Origin of the sequence: Gordonia sp. 852002-51296_SCH5728562-b, assembly GCF_001665475.1 — a bacterium.
GTDB classification, from domain to species: Bacteria; Actinomycetota; Actinomycetes; order Mycobacteriales; family Mycobacteriaceae; genus Gordonia; species Gordonia sputi.
Window position 1 is genome coordinate 95,912 of the sequence record NZ_LZMI01000009.1, and the last position, 21,763, is coordinate 117,674.

Annotated in this window: 19 protein-coding genes; 7 read left to right on the plus strand and 12 right to left on the minus strand. The window is 66.3% G+C overall.

The genetic code is table 11. The features are described from left to right. Positions 1-42 precede the first annotated feature (42 nt). Together A5766_RS02220 and A5766_RS02225 are read right to left on the minus strand one after the other, a co-directional pair. Positions 43-2,235: a S9 family peptidase gene (locus tag A5766_RS02220; protein WP_064903219.1), complete on the minus strand. Its 2,193-nt coding sequence runs from the start codon at positions 2,233-2,235 to the stop codon at positions 43-45. Between the two features lie 7 nt (positions 2,236-2,242). Beyond that, entirely contained in the window at positions 2,243-3,133 is an 891-nt protein-coding gene (locus A5766_RS02225) for a phosphoribosylaminoimidazolesuccinocarboxamide synthase (protein ID WP_005207438.1), read from the minus strand. Between the two features lie 94 nt (positions 3,134-3,227). Here A5766_RS02225 and A5766_RS02230 point away from each other — a divergent pair, with 94 nt between their 5' ends. Next, positions 3,228-3,506: a SelT/SelW/SelH family protein gene (locus A5766_RS02230; RefSeq protein WP_039856296.1), complete on the plus strand. Its 279-nt coding sequence runs from the start codon at positions 3,228-3,230 to the stop codon at positions 3,504-3,506. 136 nt (positions 3,507-3,642) lie between these two features. On the opposite strand, the gene purB is transcribed toward A5766_RS02230, so the two are convergent. The 3 genes from purB to A5766_RS02245 form a co-directional block, all read right to left on the minus strand. Beyond that, complete coding sequence (gene purB, locus A5766_RS02235) at positions 3,643-5,070, minus strand: adenylosuccinate lyase (protein WP_064862133.1); 1,428 nt, start codon at positions 5,068-5,070, stop codon at positions 3,643-3,645. A 74-nt stretch (positions 5,071-5,144) separates the two neighbouring features. Further along, on the minus strand, positions 5,145-5,573 hold the full coding sequence (locus A5766_RS02240; protein ID WP_197501270.1) for a hypothetical protein: 429 nt from the start codon (positions 5,571-5,573) through the stop codon (positions 5,145-5,147). Beyond that, on the minus strand, positions 5,570-6,181 hold the full coding sequence (locus A5766_RS02245) for a TetR/AcrR family transcriptional regulator (RefSeq protein ID WP_064903221.1): 612 nt from the start codon (positions 6,179-6,181) through the stop codon (positions 5,570-5,572). Before A5766_RS02245 ends, A5766_RS02240 begins: the two co-directional genes overlap by 4 nt. Positions 6,182-6,385: 204 nt before the next feature. Here A5766_RS02245 and A5766_RS02250 point away from each other — a divergent pair, with 204 nt between their 5' ends. The 3 genes from A5766_RS02250 to A5766_RS02260 all read left to right on the plus strand — a co-directional run bounded on the left by A5766_RS02250 (position 6,386) and on the right by A5766_RS02260 (position 8,132). Continuing rightward, on the plus strand, positions 6,386-6,652 hold the full coding sequence (locus A5766_RS02250) for a metal-sensitive transcriptional regulator (RefSeq protein ID WP_064903223.1): 267 nt from the start codon (positions 6,386-6,388) through the stop codon (positions 6,650-6,652). A gap of 77 nt (positions 6,653-6,729) precedes the next feature. Further along, positions 6,730-7,122: a DUF302 domain-containing protein gene (locus A5766_RS02255; RefSeq protein WP_064903225.1), complete on the plus strand. Its 393-nt coding sequence runs from the start codon at positions 6,730-6,732 to the stop codon at positions 7,120-7,122. A gap of 26 nt (positions 7,123-7,148) precedes the next feature. Next, on the plus strand, positions 7,149-8,132 hold the full coding sequence (locus A5766_RS02260) for an alpha/beta hydrolase (protein WP_064903275.1): 984 nt from the start codon (positions 7,149-7,151) through the stop codon (positions 8,130-8,132). Between the two features lie 13 nt (positions 8,133-8,145). On the opposite strand, the gene purD is transcribed toward A5766_RS02260, so the two are convergent. The 4 genes from purD to A5766_RS02280 all read right to left on the minus strand — a co-directional run bounded on the left by purD (position 8,146) and on the right by A5766_RS02280 (position 14,368). Continuing rightward, on the minus strand, positions 8,146-9,399 hold the full coding sequence (gene purD / locus A5766_RS02265; protein WP_174273066.1) for a phosphoribosylamine--glycine ligase: 1,254 nt from the start codon (positions 9,397-9,399) through the stop codon (positions 8,146-8,148). A gap of 72 nt (positions 9,400-9,471) precedes the next feature. After that, on the minus strand, positions 9,472-10,689 hold the full coding sequence (locus A5766_RS02270; protein ID WP_064903277.1) for a low temperature requirement protein A: 1,218 nt from the start codon (positions 10,687-10,689) through the stop codon (positions 9,472-9,474). A gap of 156 nt (positions 10,690-10,845) precedes the next feature. Continuing rightward, positions 10,846-13,035, minus strand: coding sequence for an ArnT family glycosyltransferase (locus A5766_RS02275; protein ID WP_064903228.1), 2,190 nt, complete (start codon positions 13,033-13,035; stop codon positions 10,846-10,848). A 67-nt stretch (positions 13,036-13,102) separates the two neighbouring features. Continuing rightward, positions 13,103-14,368, minus strand: coding sequence for a bifunctional glycosyltransferase family 2/GtrA family protein (locus tag A5766_RS02280; RefSeq protein ID WP_064903279.1), 1,266 nt, complete (start codon positions 14,366-14,368; stop codon positions 13,103-13,105). A gap of 114 nt (positions 14,369-14,482) precedes the next feature. On the opposite strand from A5766_RS02280, the gene A5766_RS02285 reads away from it, so the two are divergent. After that, entirely contained in the window at positions 14,483-16,609 is a 2,127-nt protein-coding gene (locus tag A5766_RS02285; protein ID WP_064903230.1) for a RecQ family ATP-dependent DNA helicase, read from the plus strand. Positions 16,610-16,770: 161 nt separating this feature from the next. Here the strand turns inward: A5766_RS02285 and A5766_RS02290 are convergent, their stop codons facing one another. Next, the gene (locus tag A5766_RS02290; RefSeq protein ID WP_005207423.1) at positions 16,771-17,196 is read right to left on the minus strand and encodes an HIT family protein; all 426 of its coding nucleotides are present in this window, start codon (positions 17,194-17,196) and stop codon (positions 16,771-16,773) included. A gap of 122 nt (positions 17,197-17,318) precedes the next feature. Here A5766_RS02290 and A5766_RS02295 point away from each other — a divergent pair, with 122 nt between their 5' ends. Both A5766_RS02295 and A5766_RS02300 read left to right on the plus strand, forming a co-directional pair. Then, positions 17,319-18,446 (plus strand): DNA adenine methylase, encoded by a 1,128-nt coding sequence (locus A5766_RS02295; RefSeq protein ID WP_005207422.1) that lies wholly within the window; start codon positions 17,319-17,321, stop codon positions 18,444-18,446. Between the two features lie 47 nt (positions 18,447-18,493). Beyond that, positions 18,494-19,333: a hypothetical protein gene (locus tag A5766_RS02300; RefSeq protein WP_005207421.1), complete on the plus strand. Its 840-nt coding sequence runs from the start codon at positions 18,494-18,496 to the stop codon at positions 19,331-19,333. Between the two features lie 145 nt (positions 19,334-19,478). Here A5766_RS02300 and A5766_RS02305 read toward each other — a convergent pair whose 3' ends face one another. Next, positions 19,479-21,023, minus strand: a complete 1,545-nt coding sequence (locus A5766_RS02305; protein WP_156527334.1) for a sensor histidine kinase — start codon at positions 21,021-21,023, stop codon at positions 19,479-19,481. Further along, positions 21,023-21,757, minus strand: coding sequence for a response regulator transcription factor (locus A5766_RS02310; RefSeq protein ID WP_064903281.1), 735 nt, complete (start codon positions 21,755-21,757; stop codon positions 21,023-21,025). Before A5766_RS02310 ends, A5766_RS02305 begins: the two co-directional genes overlap by 1 nt. Positions 21,758-21,763 lie beyond the last annotated feature (6 nt).

Below are 21,763 nucleotides of genomic sequence, written 5' to 3' on the forward strand. Positions count from 1 at the left end.
GGTTGCGGAGATCGCAACCAGGGGCAATTCTTCTTCAGTCGGCTACTTCGTCAGTGCGCCGGTCTGCTGGAGAATCCAGGCCAGTTCGAATGCAACCTCTTCCCACTGCTTGTAACGACCGCTGACGCCGCCGTGGCCGGCCGACATCTCCGTCTTCAGCAGGATCGGAGCGTCGGAGGTGCTCAACGCCTGAAGCTTCGCAACCCACTTCGCCGCTTCGGTGTACATCACGCGGGTGTCGTTGAGTGACGTCTCAGCCAGGATCGACGGATACGGCTGCGCGGTGACGTTCTCGTAGGGCGAGTACGACTTCATGTACTCGTAGACGTCCGCGTCGTGCAGCGGATCGCCCCACTCGTCCCATTCGATGACCGTCAGCGGCAACGACGGGTCGAGGATCGAGTTCAGCGCATCGACGAACGGCACCGACGCCAGGATGCCGTTGAACAACTCGGGCGCGAGGTTGGCGACCGCACCCATCAACAGTCCGCCTGCCGAACCGCCCTCTGCGACCATCAGTTTCGGTGTTGTCCAGCCCTTGTCGACCAGGTACCGCGCCGAATCGACGAAGTCGGTGAAGGTGTTCTTCTTGGTGAGCGTCTTGCCGTTCTCATACCAATGACGGCCCATCTCGCCACCGCCACGCACGTGTGCGAGCACGAACACGACGCCGCGGTCGAGCATCGACAACCGTGACACCGAGAAGCCCGGGTCGAAACTGGCCTCGTACGAGCCGTAGCCGTAGAGCAGCAACGGTGCGGGCGACGGATTCCCACTGTCGTCCACGCCGACGCCCTTGCGTCGGACGATCGACAGCGGGATCTGCGTTCCGTCTGCGGCCGTTGCCCATTCGCGCGACTGCTCGTACTCGTCGGGGTCGTAGCCGCCGAGAACCGGCTGCCGCTTGAGTAGCGTGCGTTCACCGGTTTCGACGTCGAGCTCGAACAGTTCTGCGGGCTCGATGAAGCTGCCGTACCCGAAACGCAGACGGGGCGTTGCCCATTCGCGGTTGCCCGCGAGTCCCAGCGAGAACAACTCCTGCGCGACTGCGACTTCGATGAAGTCCTCCGCCACCGGCATCCCGTCGATCCGACGGAGATCCGCGATCGAGACCCGCGGCAGCGCGTCGGCGCGATACGACAGGACGAGGTAGTCGCGGAAGGCGTCGATGTCCTCGATGCGGACGCCGCGGCAGTGGCCGATGAATTCGGTTCGGGCAGAGGGGTCGTCGACGGGCGCGATGTCGATCGCGAAGTCCTCGGCCTTCTCGCCGTCGCGAATGTCGTTGTGCACGATCAAGAAGTAATCGCGACCGGAGATCTCGGCGTGCTCCACCGAGTATTCGACGCCCTCGACGCGCGGTGCGACACTGCGGAATTCACCCGTCGGATCGGCGGCGTCGAGCACGAAGCACTCGGACGTGATCTTCGATCCCGTCACGATCATCAGGTACTTGTCGCTGCGCGTGGAACCCATGCCGACCCAGTACCGCTCGTCGGGCTCGTGGAACACCTTGACGTCGTCGGTGCCCGCACCGATGTCGTGGCGCCACACCGTATCCGGACGCCACGCGGCGTCGACCGTCTGATAGAACACGTGCTTGGCGTCGAGCGACCACGACGCCCCGCCCGCGGTGTCGGTGATGACGTCGGGAAGCAGGTCGCCGGTCTCGAGGTTCTTGAACCGCAACGTGTATCGCTCGTCACCGACGACATCGGTGCTGTATGCGAGCCACTTGCCGTCGTGGCTGATGGCGAGCGCCCCGAGGCTGAAGAACTCGTGTCCCTCGGCTTCGACGTTGGCGTCGAGCAGGATCTCTTCGCCAGGCAGCGGGGCGTCGTCGGAGACCTCGGGTGGTGTCCAGTTGTCGACATCGACGATGGGGCAACGACATTGGATGCCGTACTGCTTGCCCTCCTGCGTGCGGCCGTAGTACCAGTAGCCGCCGCGTCGGCCAGGCACCGACATGTCGGTTTCCTTGGTGCGCGACTTGATCTCGCCGAAGATGGTGGCGCGCAGGTCTGCGAGCTGCGCCGTATTCGCCTCCGTGTAGGCATTCTCGGCTTGGAGGAAGGCGATCACCTCGGCGTCGTCCTTGTCGCGCAGCCACTCGTACTCGTCGACGAAGGTGTCGCCGTGGTGGGTGCGCTCGGTACGAACCTTCTTCGCGACCGGCGGTACCGCCGTGTCGGATGCGATCGGGGTGGCAGCGTTGCCGGGTTGTGCGTCGGTCACAGGTCTCCTATGCGTGGTCGGGCCAGTCGTCGAACGACTTCTGCGAAATCAGTTCGTAGGCTTCGATATAACGTGCGCGGGTCCGCTCGACGACGTCGGCGGGCAGGCTGGGTGGTGGATTGTCGGACGATCGGTCCCAACCCGACGCCGCCGAGGTCAGCCAGTTGCGGACGATCTGCTTGTCGAAGCTGGGTTGGACATGTCCCGGCGTGTACGAGGCGGCGTCCCAGTACCGGGACGAGTCGGGGGTCAACACCTCGTCGGCAAGGACGAGCGAGCCGTCGGGGGTTTGCCCGAACTCGAACTTGGTGTCGGCCAATATGATTCCGCGATCCGCGGCGAGATCGGCTGCCCTGCCGTAGATGTCGAGCGTCGCGCTACGCAGGGAGTCGGCGAGCTCGGCTCCGACGACATCTGCCGCTTGCTCAAAGGTGATGTTCTCGTCGTGATCACCCTGCTCCGCCTTGGTCGCGGGAGTGAAGATCGGCTGCGGCAGCTTGTCGGCCTCGCGCAGACCCGACGGGAGCACGACGCCGCACACCGCGCCGGTCTTGTTGTAGTCGATGAGACCGGACCCGGTGAGATAGCCGCGGGCGACGCATTCGACGGGCACCATGGGCAGCTTGTGCACCACCATCGAACGGCCGACGAGTTCGGCGGGTATGCGCTCGTCGTCGGGGCCACCGGCGAGATGGTTGGGCACGCCGAGCGCGTCGAACCAGAAGAAGCTCATCGCGGTGAGGATGCGGCCCTTGTCGGGTATCTCGGGCGAGAGCACGAAGTCGTACGCCGAGATGCGGTCGCTGGCGACCATGAGAAGGGTGTCGGAATCGATCTGATAGATCTCGCGCACCTTGCCCGAGGCCACAAAGGTGTACGAATCGAGAGCTGGACGCATGCTTCGACCTTAGATGCTGCGCCTGCGCGGAGACATGTTCGGGTTGGTGGCCGAGACATCGGACCCCCGGCACATCATGTGGGACCGTAGGCAGATGACCTCTCCCGCGATCACCATCACCTACTGCACGCAGTGCAACTGGCTGCTGCGCGCGAGCTGGATGGCGTCCGAGCTGCTGAGCACCTTCGGCACCGACCTCGGCTCGGTGACCCTGGTGCCCGGCACCGGCGGCATCTTCCGCATCGACGTCGACGGGACGCAGCTCTGGGAACGCAAGGCCGACGGCGGGTTCCCCGACGCCGCCGAACTCAAGCGCCGCCTGCGCGACACCGCGCTGCCCGACTGGCAACTCGGACACTCCGAAAAGAAGTGAGTGGTTTCGACAAGCTCAACCAGCGGCGGCACAGCTCAACCAGCGGCGGCACGACTCAACCAGCGGCGGCACAGCTCAACCAGCGGCGGCACAGCTCAACCAGCGGCGACACGGCTCAACCGGCTGGATGCGGCGCCTAGAGGATGGGTGCGGGCACGTAGTTGGCGGCCTCGGGGTTGTCGGCGATGAGCTTCTCGGCGGCGGCGATGACGTCGGCGACCTGGCGGCCTGCGGCTCCGACGAACGCCTCCTTGTCGTCGAGTAGCGCGTCGAGCTGGGCGCGGTCGAGGGGGATGCGGTCGTCGGCGGCGAGGCGATCGAGCAGGTCGGGCTCGCGACCTTCCTCCCGCATCGCAAGCGCAACCGCGACGGCGTTCTCCTTGATCGCCTCGTGCGCGGTCTCGCGCCCCACGCCCGCCCGCACCGACGCCATCAGCACCTTGGTGGTCGCGAGGAACGGCAGGTAACGGGCCAATTCCTTCTCGATGACCGCGGGGTATGCGCCGAACTCGGCGAGCACGGTCAGGAAGGTCTCCAGCATGCCGTCGATCGCGAAGAAGGCGTCCGGCAGCGCGACGCGTCGAACGACCGAGCAGAACACGTCGCCCTCGTTCCACTGCGCGCCTGCGAGTTCGGCAGCCATCGAGCCGTAGCCGCGCAGCACCACCTGCAGGCCGTTGACACGCTCACAGCTGCGCGTGTTCATCTTGTGCGGCATCGCCGACGACCCGACCTGGCCCGGCTGAAAGCCCTCGGTGACCAGCTCGTGGCCCGCCATCAGCCGGATCGTGTGCGCCAACGACGACGGCCCCGCACCCACCTGCACCAGGGCAGACACGACGTCGTGATCGAGCGAGCGCGGGTAGATCTGGCCGACAGATGTGAGCGATCGCGCGAATCCGAGATGCCCGGCGACACGCGATTCGAGTTCGGCGAGCTTCGACGCGTCGCCGCCCAACAGGTCGAGCATGTCCTGGCTGGTACCCATCGGCCCCTTGACGCCACGCAGCGGATAGCGGTCGATGGTTTCGTCGACGCGCTGCAACGCGATCATGAACTCGTCGGCAGCGGAGGCAAACCTCTTGCCCAACGTCGTGGCCTGCGCGGCGACGTTGTGACTGCGTCCGGCCATCACCGTCGAGCTGTACTGCGCAGCATGCTCGACGAGTCGTGCGAGCACCGTGATGCCGTGCGCGTACACGTGACGCAACGACTGCAGGACCTGCAACTGCTCGACGTTCTCGGTGAGGTCGCGGCTCGTCATGCCCTTGTGGATCTGCTCGTGCCCGGCGAGCGCGTTGAACTCTTCGATGCGCGCTTTCACGTCGTGGCGGGTGACGCGCTCACGCTCGGCGATCGACGCGAGGTCGATCTGGTCGATGACGGCCTCGTAGTCGGCGACCGCACCGGCGGGGACGTCGATCCCCAGATCCTGCTGCGCCTTCAGAACGGCCAGCCACAGGCGGCGTTCGAGCGCGATCTTGTTGGTCGCCGACCAGATCTCGGCGAGGTCGGCAGACGCATATCGACTGGCCAGAACATTGGTGATGGCAGGTTTCGACACGTCAACAGTCTAGTCGTGCGGTCGGCAGTCGCCCTCCACGGGCGTATGGCCGCGCACCGGCAACGGGCGCCGGCTCAGATCGCGATGCACGTCCCGCCGGAGCCGTAGCCCTGATGCACCCGTGCCAGCGTCAGCTTCGACCGCACATTCTTCTGTTTCGTGTAGAGGTATCTGTCGCCGATCCGCCGCGGAATCCACTTCACCGTGGCCTGTCCGCCCGCGGGTTCGGCGCTCCCGATGAGCCGTGGCGTGTAGCCCTTCCTGCCCTCCCAGAACGTGACCGTCCCGCGCGAGTTCACCAGTCCCGTCAGCCAATACGTGCATCCGGTTCCGTAGACCACCGATGAGAACGGAACTCCCGGATCGGGCGCCTGAACCGGTTCGGCCGACGCCGCACCCTGCGCCGACAAGGCTCCGAGGAGCACGCCGACCACTACGACGACGGTCGCCACAGCCCGACCGATCACACGGCGCCACGCCACGGCGGTCCTCCGATCCGTCACTGTGAATCCTCCAATCGCGGGGCCAGTACGTCGACGACCTCACCGAGCGCATCGCGCGTCGCGGCGACCGGCGACGATCCATTACCGAGTGCACCGAGAACGGCCCCGTCTTCGATGGCGATGAGGTTCTCGATGTGCGCCGCCCGCGCCAACCGTCCCGATCTGTCGAGCACGACGAGGTGTGTCGAGGCGAGTGTCGCACGTCGCGCGGCCACGACGTCGTAGAGCCGTGGGTATCTCGGTGTGAGCGCGATCATCTCGTAGCGGGCCGCCAGCTCGTCGTAGGGGGTGTCCTCACCGACGAAGACGTCGGCGAGGATCTCCGCGGTCGCGTGCCCTCCTCGACGACGCCGCGCAACCGCTTCGCCCCGATCGACGATCGCCTGCTCATCGGCCCGCGAGACGAACGCCGCGGCCTCGGCCATCAGGTCTTCGAGCGAGCCGAAGTAGTACGTGGTCGACGCGAGTGGCAATTGCGCACGATCGGCAACTGCTCGGTGACGCACGGCGTCGAAGCCGCCTTCCAGCAACAACTCTCCGGCAGCCGCGATGAGACGCGACCGCCTGCGCTCTCCCTTGGGAGTGGTCGCCGCCGTCATGGCCCCCATGCTGCCAAGCGATCTCACTACGCGGTTGGCTTTCGCAAATCTCGACCTCGTGATCACACGCGTTGAAACTCGTGCCTGAGTCGGCTTCGCCGTGGATCACGAGGCATGGGTTCCCTCCGCGCTTCTCGACGGAGGTTCACGTTCGACAAATACCCCTAGGGGTATAGTGGATGGCAGTACGTACCCATTTCCAGGAGGCGCAACATGGTCGGCGACGACGAAGCGATCACCGTCGTACTCAACAGATTGCGCCGTGCGCACGGTCAGCTCGCAGGCGTCATCTCCATGATCGAGCGGGGTCGCGACTGCAAGGACGTCGTCACGCAGCTCGCCGCGGTCTCGCGTGCACTCGATCGCGCCGGGTTCAAGATCGTCGCCATGGGCCTGCGTGAATGCCTCACGGGCGACGAGGCGACGACGGAACCCATGACAGAAGAACAGCTCGAGAAGCTCTTCCTCGCCCTGGCCTGACATCGGCCCGAGATCCGGCCGTACAGAATCACCGGCCACGCCGTACAGAATCACCGGCCACACAGAAAGGAAGCGCCATGCAACTCGGCTACTCCACCACCCTCACCACCGACTTCGACGACGCCGTCGCCCGCACCCGCGCGGCGCTGGGCGAGCAGGGATTCGGCGTGCTGACCGAGATCGACGTCACCGCGACGTTGAAGAAGAAGCTCGACGAAGACATCGAGCCCTATCTGATCCTCGGTGCGTGTAATCCGGGTCTCGCGCATCGCGCGCTCGGCGTCGAACGGCAGATCGGTCTGCTGCTGCCCTGCAACGTGGTCGTCCGGGCGAATCCCGAGGTCACGGGCGAGGTGATCGTCGAAGCGATGAACCCCGACATCATGGTCGCGGTCACCGATGCACCGGGGCTACCCGACGTGGCCGCCGAGGCATCGACCAAGCTGAAGGCGGCGATCGCCGCAATCTAGCCGGTGCCCACTATCCTGTGAACTCGATGAGCACCGATCACCCAGCCACCGAGCGAACCTCGCGCGCCGGCACCGCCTCCGACGCACCGTCTGCGCAGCCCAACCGCCGGGCTGTTCTCGCGTCCGCACTGGGCGTCTCAGCTATCGGAGCCCTGTCTGCGTTGTCGCTGTCGGCGTGCTCGCGGTCGGATGCGGTGACGGTCGACGAGCGTCGAGCGGCGGCCCCTCGTTCGGCCGACGACGAGCTGCCCGTCGAGACCTCGCCCGCGCCGATCGCCGAGGGCCCGAAGCTGATCACCGGGAGCTTCGTCTCCGCCAAGATGGGTGGTCGGCCGACGCGTTGGGCGGTCGCACGTCCCTCGGGTGTGACCGGGACGCTTCCCGTCGTGGTGGTCCTGCACGCGTTGAACACCAACGAGCAGTCGATCTTCACCAGCAAGCTCAGCATCCAGACCGTGCTGCAGGAGTACGTCGACGCGGGCAATGCACCGTTTGCGATTGCCGCTGTCGACGGCGCGCGCAACTACTGGCATGCGCGCGTCGACGGAACCGATGGCGGCGCAATGGTTCTCGACGAGTTCATCCCGATGCTGGCGAGCAACCCCGAACTCGACCTGTCCACCGAGCGACTCGGACTTTTCGGCTGGTCGATGGGCGGTTACGGGGCGCTGCGCCTCGGAGCGCTGCTCGGCGCACCTCGCGTGGCCGCGATCGCGGTGAGTTCGCCTGCGCTGTGGGCAGATCCGAACAATTTTCCGCAGCGGGCCTTCGACAGCTTCGACGACTATCAGCGCAACTCGCTGTTCGGCCAGCAGCGCGCGTTCGACAAGATCCCCCTACTGATCACCATCGGGTCGAGCGATCAGTTCTTCACCTACACACGCCAGTGGGCGGCGGGCCTGCACCCACCCGCAGCATTCGGCACGGCGGCGGGTGGACACACAAATCGCTACTGGCGCAGCGTTCTTCCCGATCAGGTGGCGTTCCTCGGGCGCGAACTGGCCCGTTAGAGCACCGGTGAGATCAGATACTGATCTCACCTTCGAGCGCGGCCCTGCCGATGTCGGTGCGATGATGCGAGCCCGGCAGCTTGATCGCGTCGATTCGCTCGTACGCCTGGGCGCGCGCCTCGGCGAGGTCGGCACCCACACCGAGCACCCCGAGTACCCGACCTCCCGCCGAGACCACCGCACCCGAAGCGTCGATTGCCGTCCCCGCGTGCAGCACGCCCTCGCCGCCTGCGCCGATGATCACGTCGCCCGTGCGTGGCTTGCCGGGATAGTTCTCCGCTGCGACCACCACAATGACCGCCGCGCCGTCTTCCCACTCCAGTGGGGGCAGATCGGCCAGGGTGCCGGTTGCCGTCGCGTTGAGCGCTTGTCCCAGAGGCGATTTCAGCAGTGCGAGCACCGCCTGGGTCTCGGGATCGCCAAAGCGGCAATTGAATTCGACGACGGCCGGTCCGTCGTTGCCGATCGCGAGTCCGGCATAGAGCAATCCGGAGAACGGCGTGCCGCGTCGAACCAACTCTGCGGCAACAGGTTTGACCACGTCGTCGACGATCTGCGTGGTCATCTCGTCGGGTAGCCACGGCAGCGGCGTGTAGGCACCCATGCCACCGGTGTTGGGTCCGGTGTCGTTGTCGCCGACGCGCTTATGGTCCTGTGCGGGGATCAGCGGTACCACGGTCTCGCCGTCGACCAGGCAGAACAGCGAGACCTCCGGCCCGTCGAGGAAGCTCTCGAGCAGGACCGGGTGGCCGATCTCGAGGCATTCGGCCGCGTGGCTGCGCGCGGCCGCGCGGTCGGTGGTCACGACGACGCCCTTGCCCGCGGCCAAACCGTCGTCCTTGACCACCCAGGTCGGGCCGAAGCGATCAAGAGCGGCGTCGAGTTTGGCAGGGTTGTCGACGACCTCGCTGTGCGCGGTACGGACCCCGGCCGCGGCCATGACGTCTTTGGCGAAGGCCTTCGATCCCTCGATCTGTGCCGCTCGTGCACCGGGGCCGAACGTCGCGAACCCGGCGTCACGCAGCGCGTCGGCCACACCGAGAACCAGCGGCACCTCGGGGCCGATGACGACGAGATCGGCGTCGAGCTGACGCGCGAGGGCCAGCACACCGTCGGACGACACGACGTCGACGGCGTGATTGGTGGCGATCGACGCAGTCCCCGCGTTGCCGGGCGCGACGTGCAGTTCGGTGACCGACGGATCGCGGGACAGGCCGAGGAGCAGGGCGTGTTCACGGCCGCCCGAGCCGATGACTAGTACGCGCACGCCCACGACTCTAGTGGTTGCAGTGCCCGCGAAGCAGCACAGGTGGGGCGGCGTCGACGCGGCCGAGCAACGTCACGACACCACGACGTCGAGTCCCATGTCGACGAGCGCTTGCGCGCGCCGCGGCACGCGAAACGCCTCGTCGACGATCACGATGAAGACCGGCGCCAACGCGACCACCACGACGGAGATCGTCAGCGAGACCCCGGCGAAGGCCATCCACACCCCGGCGACGAGTAGCGCAACGGCCCCGACCGCGCACAGCAGCGAGACCGGGTCGAATTTCACCAGGTAGTCGTACATGCCGAGAACAGACAGACAGTAGATACCCAATGGCACCGCGACGCATGCCACGACGGCACCCGCGCTGATCTTCGCCTCGTGCTCGGTCCAGAGTGCTGCCACCTCGAGGCCAGCTCCGGTTGCCGCGGCCGACATGAAGATCACGGTGTGTCCATAGCCCCACTGAAAGCACTTGCTCTGGTTGAGATGCAGCGCGTCGCCGACCGGGACGGTGAAATAGATCCACCACATCGCGAAGATCATGACCATCGCGGAGAGGCCGAAGACCGCCGACTCGGTCGTCCAACCCTCTTCCTCGACCACCGCCTGCAAGATCGCCACGGTGCCGACGACACCTTCGCCGAGGGTGACGATGGTCAGCGCCGAATAGCGCTCGGCGATGTGATGTGGATGCCACGGCGTCGAGGTGAAACGCGTCTCCGCCACGTACGGCCCGAGATATTCGACGAACGCGCACACTGCGATCGCGATGATCGTCGGCCACAGCGACAGGTCGACGATCGCGACGATCACCCACAGGATCTGAGCGATGAGGATCATCAACGCATAGGTCAGGCAGGTCTTGCGGTATCGCGGACTCTGCGACGCCGCGCGCAGCCACTGGGTGACCAAGCCCAGACGCATGACCACGTACCCGATGACGACGACGCGGATGTCGACGTGCTGGTTGTTGTCGATCGAGCTGAACACCGGCGCGACCCCCAACGCGAGGATCGCGACGCCGACCATCTGCACCAGCACCATGACGCGGAAGAACCAGTCGTCGGTGTCGAATGCGGAGGCGAACCAACTGAAGTTGATCCACGCCCAGATCGCGGCGAACGTGCACAGGACGTATCCGAAGAAGGCGGTGCGCCAGTGACCTTCCGCGAGGTAGTGGGCCACCTGCGTACCCGCCACCGAGAAGATCACCACGAAAACGAGGTCGAAGAACAACTCGAGGTTGGTCGCCGAGCGTCGTTCCTCGTGCGGGTCACGGCCCGTCATCCGACTCAGTCGATGTCCGATCGTCAATGCCACGATCAGAACCTTAAACGTCGAGGGGCGTCGACGTCAGGTCACTCAAACCAGACCGGAGCAATCGCAACGCGTGGTTGTCTATTCACTCCTGCCCTGCGAGTTCCCGACGTCGACGTCGGGCGACTACTTGGGAGCGGTCAGGTCGTAGGTGGTCACACCGTCGACCGTCTTCGCGGTGAAGTTCTGCTCCACCCACGTGGTGATCTGACTCGACGGCCTGCTGCTGTCCGAACCCCCACCGAATCCACCGCCACCGAATCCACCGCCGCCGATGAAGTAGTGGATCTTCTTCTGCTCCACCAGCTTCTGGAACTCTGCGAGCGTCGGCGACGGATCGGTGCCGTTGAAGCCGCCGATCGGCATCACGGAGTAACCGGACTCGAGTTGGTAGCCCGACGCCGTGTTCGAGCCGACGGCCGCTGCGACCCAGGTGAAGTCCTGGGCGTCTGCCTTCAGCAGAGACAGCATCTGCGCGCTGGGCTTCGACCCGTTGAGCAGGCCGCCACCGGGGCCACCCATTCCGCCGCGTCCTCCTGCAGATCGCGAGCCCGTACCGTTCTGCGATTGCCCGGGCCGCCACATCTGACCCTGCTGGCCCGGTTGTCCCGGTTGCTGACCTGCCTGACCCGGTTGACCTGCCTGACCCGGTTGACCTGCCTGACCGGCGCCGCCCGCCATCGGCGGCATGCCGCCGGTTCCACCGAAGCCTGCGCGGCCCATGCGCATTCCGCCGCCCGGGCCGAATCCGCCCTCGACGCGCGGTCCGGCGCTGATGATCGAGCCCTGCTTGGCCGTGGTGATGGTGTCGACCGTGTACGCGAACGGGCCTGCGAGTGCGGCGATCACCGACATCGCGATCGCGAGCGCACCGACGTAGGCGCGTTGCGCGAACAACATCGCGGCACCCCCGACGATCCCGAGGAACAGCACCACGTAGCGCAGCCATGGCACGAAGTCCGACGACCGTGCGAGGAGCGCGAAACCCCAGATCGCCGCAATCCACACCGCGGCGGCAAGCACACATCGGACCCACACCTTGTCGCGTGCACGCCAGGCCACCGCGGCACCACCGGCGAGTACGGCGGCGACGGCCGGCGCGAGGGCAGCGGTGTAGTAGCTGTGGAAGATGCCCGCCATGAAGCTGAACACGGCCATCGTCACGAGCAGCCAGAGCCCCCACACGACGAGGTAGGCGCGTCGCGTGTCGGTGCGCTTGGCCCTACCGATGATGATCAGCGCAGCGATACCGAGCACCAGTGCCGACGGGATCAGCCAGGCGATCTGACCACCCTGCTCGGGCTGGAACATTCGCAGCAGTCCGGGCTGTCCCCACATGCCACCGCGACCACCGGGCGCGCCCGGTCCCGCGAAGTCGGCACCCATTCCGCCGGGCCCCGCTGCCGAACCGCCGTAGGTACTGCGCCCCATACCCGGTCCGACGCTACCGGTCTCGTTGCCACTGAGGCGACCGAAACCGTTGTAGCCCAACGTCAATTCCATCACGGAGTTGTTCTGCGATCCGCCGATCCACGGCCGCGACGACACCGGCCACAGCGCGACGGCGAGCAGCCACCAACCCGCGCTGACGATCATCGCACCGAGTGCGGCGAAGCAGTGCGTGAGGCGCCTGCCCCACCCGCCGGGACCGAACGCGAAGTAGGTGATCGCAAGTCCCGGCACGATCAGCATCACCTGCAACTGCTTGGTGAGGAAGCCCAACCCGACGAACACGCCGACGAGGATCATCCACCGAAGCCGTCCTGTCTCAACGGCTTTCAGGCACGCCCAGACCGCGGCGATCATCAACAGGATGAGCAGCGCCTCGGGATTGTTGAAGCGGAACATCATCGCGGCGACCGGGGTGAGCGCCAACGTCGCACCGGCGAGAATACCCGCCCAGTGTCCGAAGTACCTGCGGGTCATCCAGTAGAGCAACGCCACCGATGCCACACCCATCAGGGCGTTGGGCACCAGGATCGCCCACGAGTTCAACCCGAAGATCCGCACCGACAGCGCCGGAATCCACAGCGACGCAGGCGGCTTGTCGACAGTGATCGAGTTCGCCATGTCCGACGACCCGAAGAACCATGCCTTCCACGACTGCGACCCCGCCTGGATCGCCGCGGAGTAGAACGAGTTGGCCCAACCGTTCGCCGAGAGGTTCCAGAGGTTGATGATCGTCGTCGCGATCACTAGTGCGGCAAGCGATCCGCGCTCCCAGAGCCTCGTGCGTGCCATCGAACCGGCCGAGGTGTCGACAGGCGCACGGCCCCGGGAGTCCGGGGCCGTCGCCGATTCTGCTGTGGTGGTCATCGTCTCGATTCTTGCTCGGTGGGGCGGCTGGCAGCAGTGTGACCGGCCTCGTGAATGCGGTGCGACGTCATTCCGTTGCCTCTGCGGTGCGTCGCAGGTGAGCACGGAACACCCACCGCAATCCGACGAAGCGAGTCGCAGTGGCCACCAGATTGGCGACGATCAGCACGACGAGCTCGACATGCTTCGACGCTCCCGGCGCGTAGGCGTGTAGCCCTGCGAGTGCCCCCGCGGTGACCGCCCAGCCGAACAGGAACACGCCGAACCCGAAGAGCTGATGTTTGAGAGCATCCTCGCGGCCGTGCACACCGAAGCTGAACTTGCGGTTGGCCGCGGTGTTGAGCACCGCGGTCACCGCGAGTGCAACGAAGTTGGAGACCTGCGCACCGAGGATCGAGTGCAGCAACAGGTAGAGCACCGCATACGCGGCCGTCGACGCCACCCCGACGACGCAGAACCGGACGAGCTGACCGACCATGCCCGGTGGCACACCCGCGATGTCGGGACCGGCCGCGCGCTCACGGCCGACCGTCGAACGCAGTTCAGCGATGGGCAGTCGACCCCGCGCCAGCGCGTAACCCACGCGGGCGCAGCCCTTGAGATCGTCGACCGCGGTGGACACGATGTCGACGGTGCTGTTCGGGTCGTCGACCCAATCGACAGGAACCTCGGCGATCCGCAGCCCGATGCGCTCACCGAGCACGAGCAGTTCGGTATCGAAGAACCAGCCTGTGTCCTCGACGTAGGGCAACACCTGACGGGCGATGTCGGTGCGCATCGCCTTGAAGCCGCACTGGGCGTCGGAGAACTTGGCGCGCATCGTCGTACGAAGAATGAGATTGTATGAGCGCGAGATGAATTCGCGCTTGGTGCCACGTACCACGCGTGAACCGCGGGACAGTCGGGAGCCGATCGAGATGTCGGAGTGCCCGGACTCCAGCGGTGCGATGAGCGGCATCAGCGCGTTGAGGTCGGTGGACAGATCCACATCGCAGTAGGCGACGATCCGTGCGTCGCTGCGTGTCCACACCGCCTTGAGTGCCCTACCGCGACCCTTCTCGTCGAGGTGTGCCACCCGGATGTCGCCGAGTTCACCCGCGAGTTCCGCTGCGATCGCGACGGTCGCGTCGGTGCTCGCGTTGTCGGCGACGGTGATGCGCGCAGTGAACGGGACGTGTGCGCGCAGATGGTCGTGGAGGCGGCGCAGGCACCGCGAGATGTCGTTCTCTTCGTTGTAGACCGGCACGACGATGTCGAGTACCGGAGCGGTGACCGATGTGTCGGCGACGATCGTCACGGGTGCCGCGGCCTGCGGGAGGGCTTCTGTCGTCATGAGTACAGGTTCGGGTGCCAAACTGCAGCAACTCTGCGTCGAACCTGCCAGCTTCCTGTGAGCGTCTGGCCTGCGAAAAGAACCTCGTCGGTGGACGTCACTAGATTGGCGGGCATGACGGGAACATCGGTAGGACTGTCCGACGACGACCAAGCCGTCGCCGACGCTGTCATCACCAGCCTCGCGGGCGACGGCGCGCGCCTGCGCGACGACCAGCTCAGCGCGGTGGTCGGGTTGGTGGGGAGTTCGGGGAGCTCAGGGCCGCGTGTACTCGTGGTGCAGGCGACGGGGTGGGGGAAGTCGGCGGTCTATTGGACTGCGACGGCGATCCTGCGGTCTCATCGGCGGGGTCCGACATTGATCGTGTCGCCACTGTTGTCGCTGATGCGCGATCAGGTGTCAGCGGCAGAGCGCGCCGGACTGCGGGCGGCGACACTCAATTCGTCGAACGTCGACGACTGGTCGGCGATCGAGGCGTCGTTGCGCTCCGGCGAGCTCGACGTTCTGCTCGTCTCGCCAGAGCGCCTCGCCAATCCCGGATTCGGCAGGCGTGTGCTCGACGCGCTGTCGGGCGAACTGGGCCTGCTCGTCATCGACGAGGCGCACGCGATCTCCGATTGGGGTCACGATTTTCGGCCCGACTACCGCCGGGTCTCCGACGTCCTGCAGTCGCTCAATCCGCAGACTCCTGTCCTCGCGACCACGGCCACGGCGAACAGTCGGGTCACCGACGACGTCGCCGCGCAACTCAGCGCAGGCGGCGAGCAGTCCGAGACGCTGGTGCTGCGCGGTCCGCTCGCGCGAAAATCGTTGCACCTGAACGTGATCGACGGACTGTCACCGATCGGGCGGTATGGATGGGTCGCACAGCACCTGCCGGAACTCCCCGGTTCAGGCATCGTGTACGTGCTCACCGTCGCCGACGCCGAGCGCCTCGTCGACGCGATTCGCGCGATACACGGCGATTCGCTGGCCGTCGAGGCATACACCGGGCAGCTCGACGCCGACCGCAGGCACCATCTCGAAGACGCCCTGCTGCGCAACGAGGTCAAGGCGCTCGTCGCGACGTCTGCGCTCGGAATGGGTTACGACAAGCCAGATCTCGGGTTCGTGGTGCATGTCGGATCGCCGCCGTCGCCGGTGTCGTACTACCAGCAGGTCGGGCGTGCGGGCCGCGCACTCGACGACGCCGTCGTGATGCTGTTGGCGTCGGCCACCGACAACTCGGTGTGGGACTACTTCGCGACCGCCACCATCCCTGATCCGGTGAAGATGGAGTCGGTGCTGTCGGCGTTGCGCGAGGCCGACGAGCCGATGTCGGTGCCCGCACTGGAGGCGGCTACCGGGCAGCGTCGGGGTCGAATCGAGTTGATGCTCAAGCAGCTTGCAGTCGACGGCGCTACCGAACGCGGGCCGGACGGGTGGTCGGCGACGGGTACGCCGTGGACGTTCGACGCCGCCCACTACGACGGCGTCGTCGCGGTTCGACGTCGCGAAGCCGACATCATGCGCAGCTACATCGCAGGCCGACAATGTCTGATGCAGTTGCTCACCGAGTCGCTCGACGACCCGCAGGCGCAACCGTGCGGACGTTGCTCCGTGTGCACGGGAGCCCTGACCCCGCCGCTGACCGCCGACGTCGATCCCGCCGTCGTACGCACGATCACCGGCAACCTTCGACGTTCCGCGCAGATTCTCGAACCACGAAAGATGTGGCCAGGTGGCGATTTCGGACGTCGCGGCCGCATCGCCGCCGACCTCGCCGCCGAACCGGGACGAGTGCTGGCACACGCCGACGCCCCGGAGTGGACCGACCTCCTCACCGCCGCTCGCGCCGCCGATCCGCAGGCACTGGCCGACCTCGGCGACGCCGCCGTGGCGACACTGTCGTCGTGGGTGCGGCAGTCGGGAGTGCGACCCGACATCATCATGTCGCTGCGCCTGACCGGCACCAACCTGGCCGATCAACTCGCCGAACATTTACGCGTCGTCGGCAAGCGGCCGGGCGGACATCTACCGGTGCGACAGGGCAACCCACCCGATCGCGACGCACCCGGCGCCGTCGAGGCCGCCTACTGGCGCGACCACCTCGGCGAACCGCCCCCGGAGGTCGCGGGTCAGAACGTGCTGCTCGTCGTCGACGAGTCGCGGTCGGGGTGGGCGATCACACTCGCCGCCGCCACACTGCGTGAGGCTGGCGCCACCGCGGTCATGCCGCTGCTGATCCACCGGAGCGTCTGACCGGCCGGCCGGTGCCGACCGGGCGCTCGAGACTGCCGACTGGGCGCTCGAGACTGCCGACTGGGCGCTCGAGAGTGTCGAGTGTGCGCTCGAGACTGCCGACTGGGCGCTCGAGACTGCCGAGCGGGCGCTCGAGAGTGTCGAGTGTGCGCTGCGGACGCTCAGTCGGCGACGTACTCGCCGTAGCCGGTGGCCCGGAGCGCGGCGCGGATCTTCTCCGCGTCGGCGTCGAGTTCCTCGGGCGTGATGTCTTTGCGAGCCTTGCTGAGGTCGAACGTCTCCATGCTCTTGGCGGGGAACACATGGAGGTGGACGTGCGGGATCTCGAGCCCGGCGATGAGCAGACCCATGCGCGGAGCGTCGAACGCGGCTTTGACTGCGCGGCCGACCTGCTGCGCGACGTCGGCCAGATGAGTGAACGACGCCGTGTCCATCTGCTCCCAGTGATCGACCTCCTTGCGCGGCACGACCAGGACGTGGCCCTCGGTCACCGGCTCGATGGTGAGGAATGCGACCGCCTGGCCGTCCTTCCACACGAATCGACCGGGCAGTTCTCCGTTGATGATCTTGGTGAATACCGATGCCATGAGGACAGTCTATGGCGGTCGGGCGGCAATCCTGCGGGTGTTGTCGGCAATCCTGCGGGTGTTGTCGGGGATCGGGTCGTGTTGCCTGCGATCTTGTCGGTGGGCCGTGACATTCTTTTCCTGTGAGTCGTCGAGAGTTCACCGACGCCGCGCCCCCGACGCAGTCTGCATCGTCGTCCGGGACGCGGCCGGTCGGTTCCGCAGAGGTGGTGGCACGCGCGCAGCGCTTCCCCCGCTTGCGGTACATGGGCTCCAAGTACCGGCTCGTGCCGCACCTCGAGCGGACGTTTGCCGAGATTGGCGGAACCACCGCTGTCGACGCGTTCTCCGGGTCGGGCGTGGTGTCGTATCTGCTGAAAGCTCAGGGCTTCTCCGTTGCGAGCAACGACTTTCTGAACTTTCCGAGCATCATCGCCCGCGCGACGGTCGCGAATTCGTCGGTGCGCCTCGAGCCCGAGTTGATCGACGAGATCTGCGGACCGCCCCTCGACGACCGCGACTTCATCCGCAGCACGTTCGACGGCCTCTACTTCGACGCCGCCGACCGCGCCTTCCTCGATTCCGCGTGGTCACACATAGCGCGGCTGCGTGGGTACCGCCGCGACCTCGCCATCTCCGCCCTCGTCCTCTCCGCAGCACGTAAGCAGCCACGCGGCGTCTTCACGTTCACCGACTCCACCCGCTACGCCGACGGCCGCCGCGACCTGCGCATGTCGCTGCGCGACCACTTCCGGCTGCGCGCGGCGTCGGAGTACAACTCGACGGTCTTCAGCAACGGACGCAAACATCGCAGCAGTTGCGGCGACGTCTTCGAGCTCGACGTCACACCGCTGTTCGACGCCGCACCCGACCTCGTCTACCTCGACCCTCCCTACGCACCGCCCACCGACGACAACGACTACATCAAGCGCTACCACTTTCTCGAAGGCCTCTCGGTCTACTGGGAGGGCATGAGCATCATGGAGAACACCAAGACCAAGAAGTTGCCGAAGCGGTTCACCCCGTTCGCCTACAAGCGAACCATCGACGACGCTCTGGTCCGCACATTCGAGCACTTCGAGGACGCAGGCGCGATCGTGCTGTCCTATTCGTCGAACGCCCTGCCCGGCGCCGACCGCATCGTCGACCTGTTGGGCAAGGTCAAGCCGTCGGTCGAGGTCATCGCGATCGACCACAGGTACAGCTTCGGCACCCACGCCGCCGCGACCCGTCGCGACGTGAGCGAGTACCTGTTCATCGGTCGAGACTGAAAATCATTGAAATACAACATCTTTGACACACGCAGGGATCGACGACGATGAGTGACGCGGGAGAGTTCGACGACTATTTGTCGACGCTGGGTCGGCTGACCGCTCATGTCGACCCGACGGCGTCGACCCCGGATGCGGAGAAGATCGTCGACGCCGTCGAGACGCTGACCGAGGTACTCGACACCGACCTCACGGGACTCGCCGTCTGGGCGCGCGATCATGCCGATGAAGACAGCATCCTGCGGCTGGCCGTCGGCCTCTCGCAGGAGAAGTTGCGCAACAACCTGCGGCACGAGTTCGGGACGTCGTCGTGGCAGAAGGTTGCGCGCACACAGCCGTACGAGCTGGTCAGTTGGATGGACCGGGAGTTCGACCTGGTCCGAATGCTGCGAGTGCAGATGGCACGGACGTACACGTTTGCCGACATCCTCGTCGCGCGGTCGGGTACGCGCGCGACGGCCACACGTGCGGGAGCGTCGGGCAGACACATCGAGGACGAGATCGAGGCGATCGCCCGCGATCTCGGACTCCCCTACGTGACCCGCTCCCGATTTTCCGGACGAGGCGGGCGCGACGCCCCCGCCGACCTGATCGTCGGACACGAGGGAGCCGCCGACATCGTCGTCGCCGCAAAGGGTTTCGACTCGACCGGCAGCAAGCTGACCGACGCCGTGCGCGAGATCGAGGAGATGGCCGAAGTTCGGCTTCCGCGCCAGGTGGTTCTGGCGGTCATCGACGGAATCGGCTGGAAGTCGCGGCAGTCCGACCTCCGCCGCATCCACCAGCTATGGGCCGACCGCCAGATCGACGGGATGTACACGCTCGCAACGCTCGACACATTCCGCGACGACCTCGCCGAGTTCGCGCGGCTGCACCGGCTCGTCTGACGCACAGTCGGCAGTCTCGAGCGCACAGTCGACGGTCCCGAGCGCACAGTCGGCAGTCTCGAGCGCACAGTCGGCAGTCCCGAGCGCACAGTCGACACGCTCGAGCGCCCAGTCGACGGTCCGGAACGCCCAGTCGAGGCGCGGCTCAGGCCGCGAGCCGGGGTAGGCGCACCCAGAAGCGTGCGCCCTGGCCGGGTGTCGACTCGACGCCGACGCGGCCGCCGTGAGCACCGACGAGAGCTGCCACGATCGAGAGGCCCAGTCCGCTGCCGCCGCCTTCGCCGCGGTAGCGCGAAGAGTCGCCGCGGTAGAAGCGCTCGAAGACGTGCTCGAGTTCGCCGGCTTCGAGGCCCTGACCGGTGTCGGCGACGCTGATCACCACATCGTCGACGGGCGCGCCGTTACTGCGCGTGCCGGAGCGGTCGACGGCGACTCCGACGGTGATCGACGCGTCCTTGGGAGTGTGCACCACCGCGTTGTTCACCAGATTGCGGATCACCTGCATCAGGCGCGGCGAGTCGCCCATGACCATCGGCGGCTCGTCGGACTCGCCGATCTCGAGCCGGATACTCCGCTCGGGTGCCGCGACGCGGGCCGACTGCACAGCGTCGGCGGCGAGCGACAACACGTCAACCGGCTCGGAGTTCAGCGGCCGGTGTGCGTCGAGACGCGCGAGCACCAGCAGATCCTCGACGAGCAGCGCCATTCGGCCCGCCTCGTCGTCGATGCGTCGAAGTGCGTCTCCGGTGTCGTGGAGCGCGCCGCTGCGCGACAACTCGGCGAACCCCTTGATCGAGGTCAGCGGTGTGCGTAGTTCGTGGGAGGCGTCGGCGACGAAACGTCGCATCTTCTCCTCGGATGCGCGCGCCTGTTCTTCGGAGGCTCTGGCCTGCTGCTCGGATGCGGCGGTCTTGGCGAACGCGTGCTGAATCTGGCCGAGCATGGTGTTCAGCGACGACGACAGGCTGCCGACCTCGGTGTTCGGCGCGGCGGACGGTACACGCATGTTGAGGTTGCCCGCCGCGATCGCATGCGCGGTCTCCTCGACGCGACGCAACGGCCGCAGCGAGGAGCGGACGAGTAGATAGCTCAGCACCCCGATGACGAGGACGATCGCCGCACCGATCCCGAACTCGAGCCACTGCAGACGCGAGATGGTCTTGTTCACATCCGTCAGCGGGAGCGCGACGATCGACTGACCCTCCGGACTCGACCGCTTGATCACCCGCCACTGCGGTCCGTTGCCGTCCGCGGAGTTGACCGTCACCGGCCCGTAGTCGCCTTGGGGCAGCCCGGAGATCGCGGGCTGGTCGTCGAAGTCATTGCTGGAGATCACCGTCCCGTTCGACAGCGTGGTCTCCACGAAGTAGGCCGACGGCGGCCTGCGCGGCCCCGGCGGAGGACCGGGCAGGTCGCTGACGTGTGTGCGCGGCTTGGCCCAGGTGTCGACGGCCGAGACGAGGAGGGAGTCGGTGCGCGACATCAGATCGCTCTTCATCGCCGACGTCACGGCGATCCCGGACACCAGCAGGCCGATGGCCATCAGCAGAACGGTCAGCGCAACCAACGAGATGCGCAGCGGTACACCGCGTTTCGCACGGCTGACGACCGCGCCGGACAGTCCGCCCACAGATTCGGCGTTCCGCGGAGCAGAGCGTGCCGCTGCAGAGTGCGGATGCGTTGCCACCATCAGGTACGCGGCTCTCGCATCACATATCCGACGCCGCGCAGCGTATGGATGAGCGGCTTCTCGCCGAAGTCGAGTTTGCGACGCAGGTACGAGACATACGATTCGACGACGTTCACCTCGCCACCGAAGTCGTAGTTCCACACGTGGTCGAGAATACGAGGCTTCGACAGCACCGTGCCCGCGTTCACCATGAAGTAGCGGAGCAACGTGAACTCCGTCGGCGACAGCGACACCAGCTTGCCCGCCTTCCAGACCTCGTGCGTCTCGTCGTCGAGTTCGATGTCGGCGAAGGTGACCCGCGACGCCTCTTTCGCCTGCGCGTCGAATCCACTGCGGCGCAACAGTACCTGCAAACGTGCGACGACTTCTTCAAGGCTGAACGGCTTGGTGACGTAGTCGTCTCCACCGATCGTCAGGCCGTTGATCTTGTCCTCGACGCTGTCGCGCGCCGACAGGAACAGCGCGGGGGCGTCGACGCCGTCGGCACGCAACCGGCGCAGCAGGCCGAATCCGTCCATGCCGGGCATCATCACGTCGAGAATGAGCACGTCGGGTTTGTAGGTTCGGCACCTGTCGATGGCCTCGGGGCCACCGGCGGCGACCTCGACGTCGTACCCCTGGAATTTCAACGACACCGAGAGCAGCTCGCGGATGTTGGTCTCGTCATCGACGACGAGCACTCGCGGCCCGGTTCCGGTGCCTTTGCTGATCAACTGGTGTGTTCCCTGACCCATCTCGTT

Excerpts from the sequence above, each read along its gene's own strand:
- A5766_RS02255 (WP_064903225.1), top strand. The coding sequence starts at position 6,730 with ATGCAACTCGGCTACTCCACCACCCTCACCACCGACTTCGACGACGCC.
- A5766_RS02290 (WP_005207423.1), bottom strand. The coding sequence starts at position 17,196 with ATGGCATCGGTATTCACCAAGATCATCAACGGAGAACTGCCCGGTCGA.
- A5766_RS02250 (WP_064903223.1), top strand. The coding sequence starts at position 6,386 with ATGGTCGGCGACGACGAAGCGATCACCGTCGTACTCAACAGATTGCGC.
- A5766_RS02275 (WP_064903228.1), bottom strand. The coding sequence starts at position 13,035 with ATGACCACCACAGCAGAATCGGCGACGGCCCCGGACTCCCGGGGCCGT.
- A5766_RS02300 (WP_005207421.1), top strand. The coding sequence starts at position 18,494 with ATGAGTGACGCGGGAGAGTTCGACGACTATTTGTCGACGCTGGGTCGG.
- A5766_RS02310 (WP_064903281.1), bottom strand. The coding sequence starts at position 21,757 with ATGGGTCAGGGAACACACCAGTTGATCAGCAAAGGCACCGGAACCGGG.
- A5766_RS02260 (WP_064903275.1), top strand. The coding sequence starts at position 7,149 with ATGAGCACCGATCACCCAGCCACCGAGCGAACCTCGCGCGCCGGCACC.
- A5766_RS02270 (WP_064903277.1), bottom strand. The coding sequence starts at position 10,689 with ATGACGGGCCGTGACCCGCACGAGGAACGACGCTCGGCGACCAACCTC.
- A5766_RS02245 (WP_064903221.1), bottom strand. The coding sequence starts at position 6,181 with ATGGGGGCCATGACGGCGGCGACCACTCCCAAGGGAGAGCGCAGGCGG.
- A5766_RS02305 (WP_156527334.1), bottom strand. The coding sequence starts at position 21,023 with ATGGTGGCAACGCATCCGCACTCTGCAGCGGCACGCTCTGCTCCGCGG.
- A5766_RS02225 (WP_005207438.1), bottom strand. The coding sequence starts at position 3,133 with ATGCGTCCAGCTCTCGATTCGTACACCTTTGTGGCCTCGGGCAAGGTG.
- A5766_RS02285 (WP_064903230.1), top strand. The coding sequence starts at position 14,483 with ATGACGGGAACATCGGTAGGACTGTCCGACGACGACCAAGCCGTCGCC.
- A5766_RS02280 (WP_064903279.1), bottom strand. The coding sequence starts at position 14,368 with ATGACGACAGAAGCCCTCCCGCAGGCCGCGGCACCCGTGACGATCGTC.
- A5766_RS02230 (WP_039856296.1), top strand. The coding sequence starts at position 3,228 with ATGACCTCTCCCGCGATCACCATCACCTACTGCACGCAGTGCAACTGG.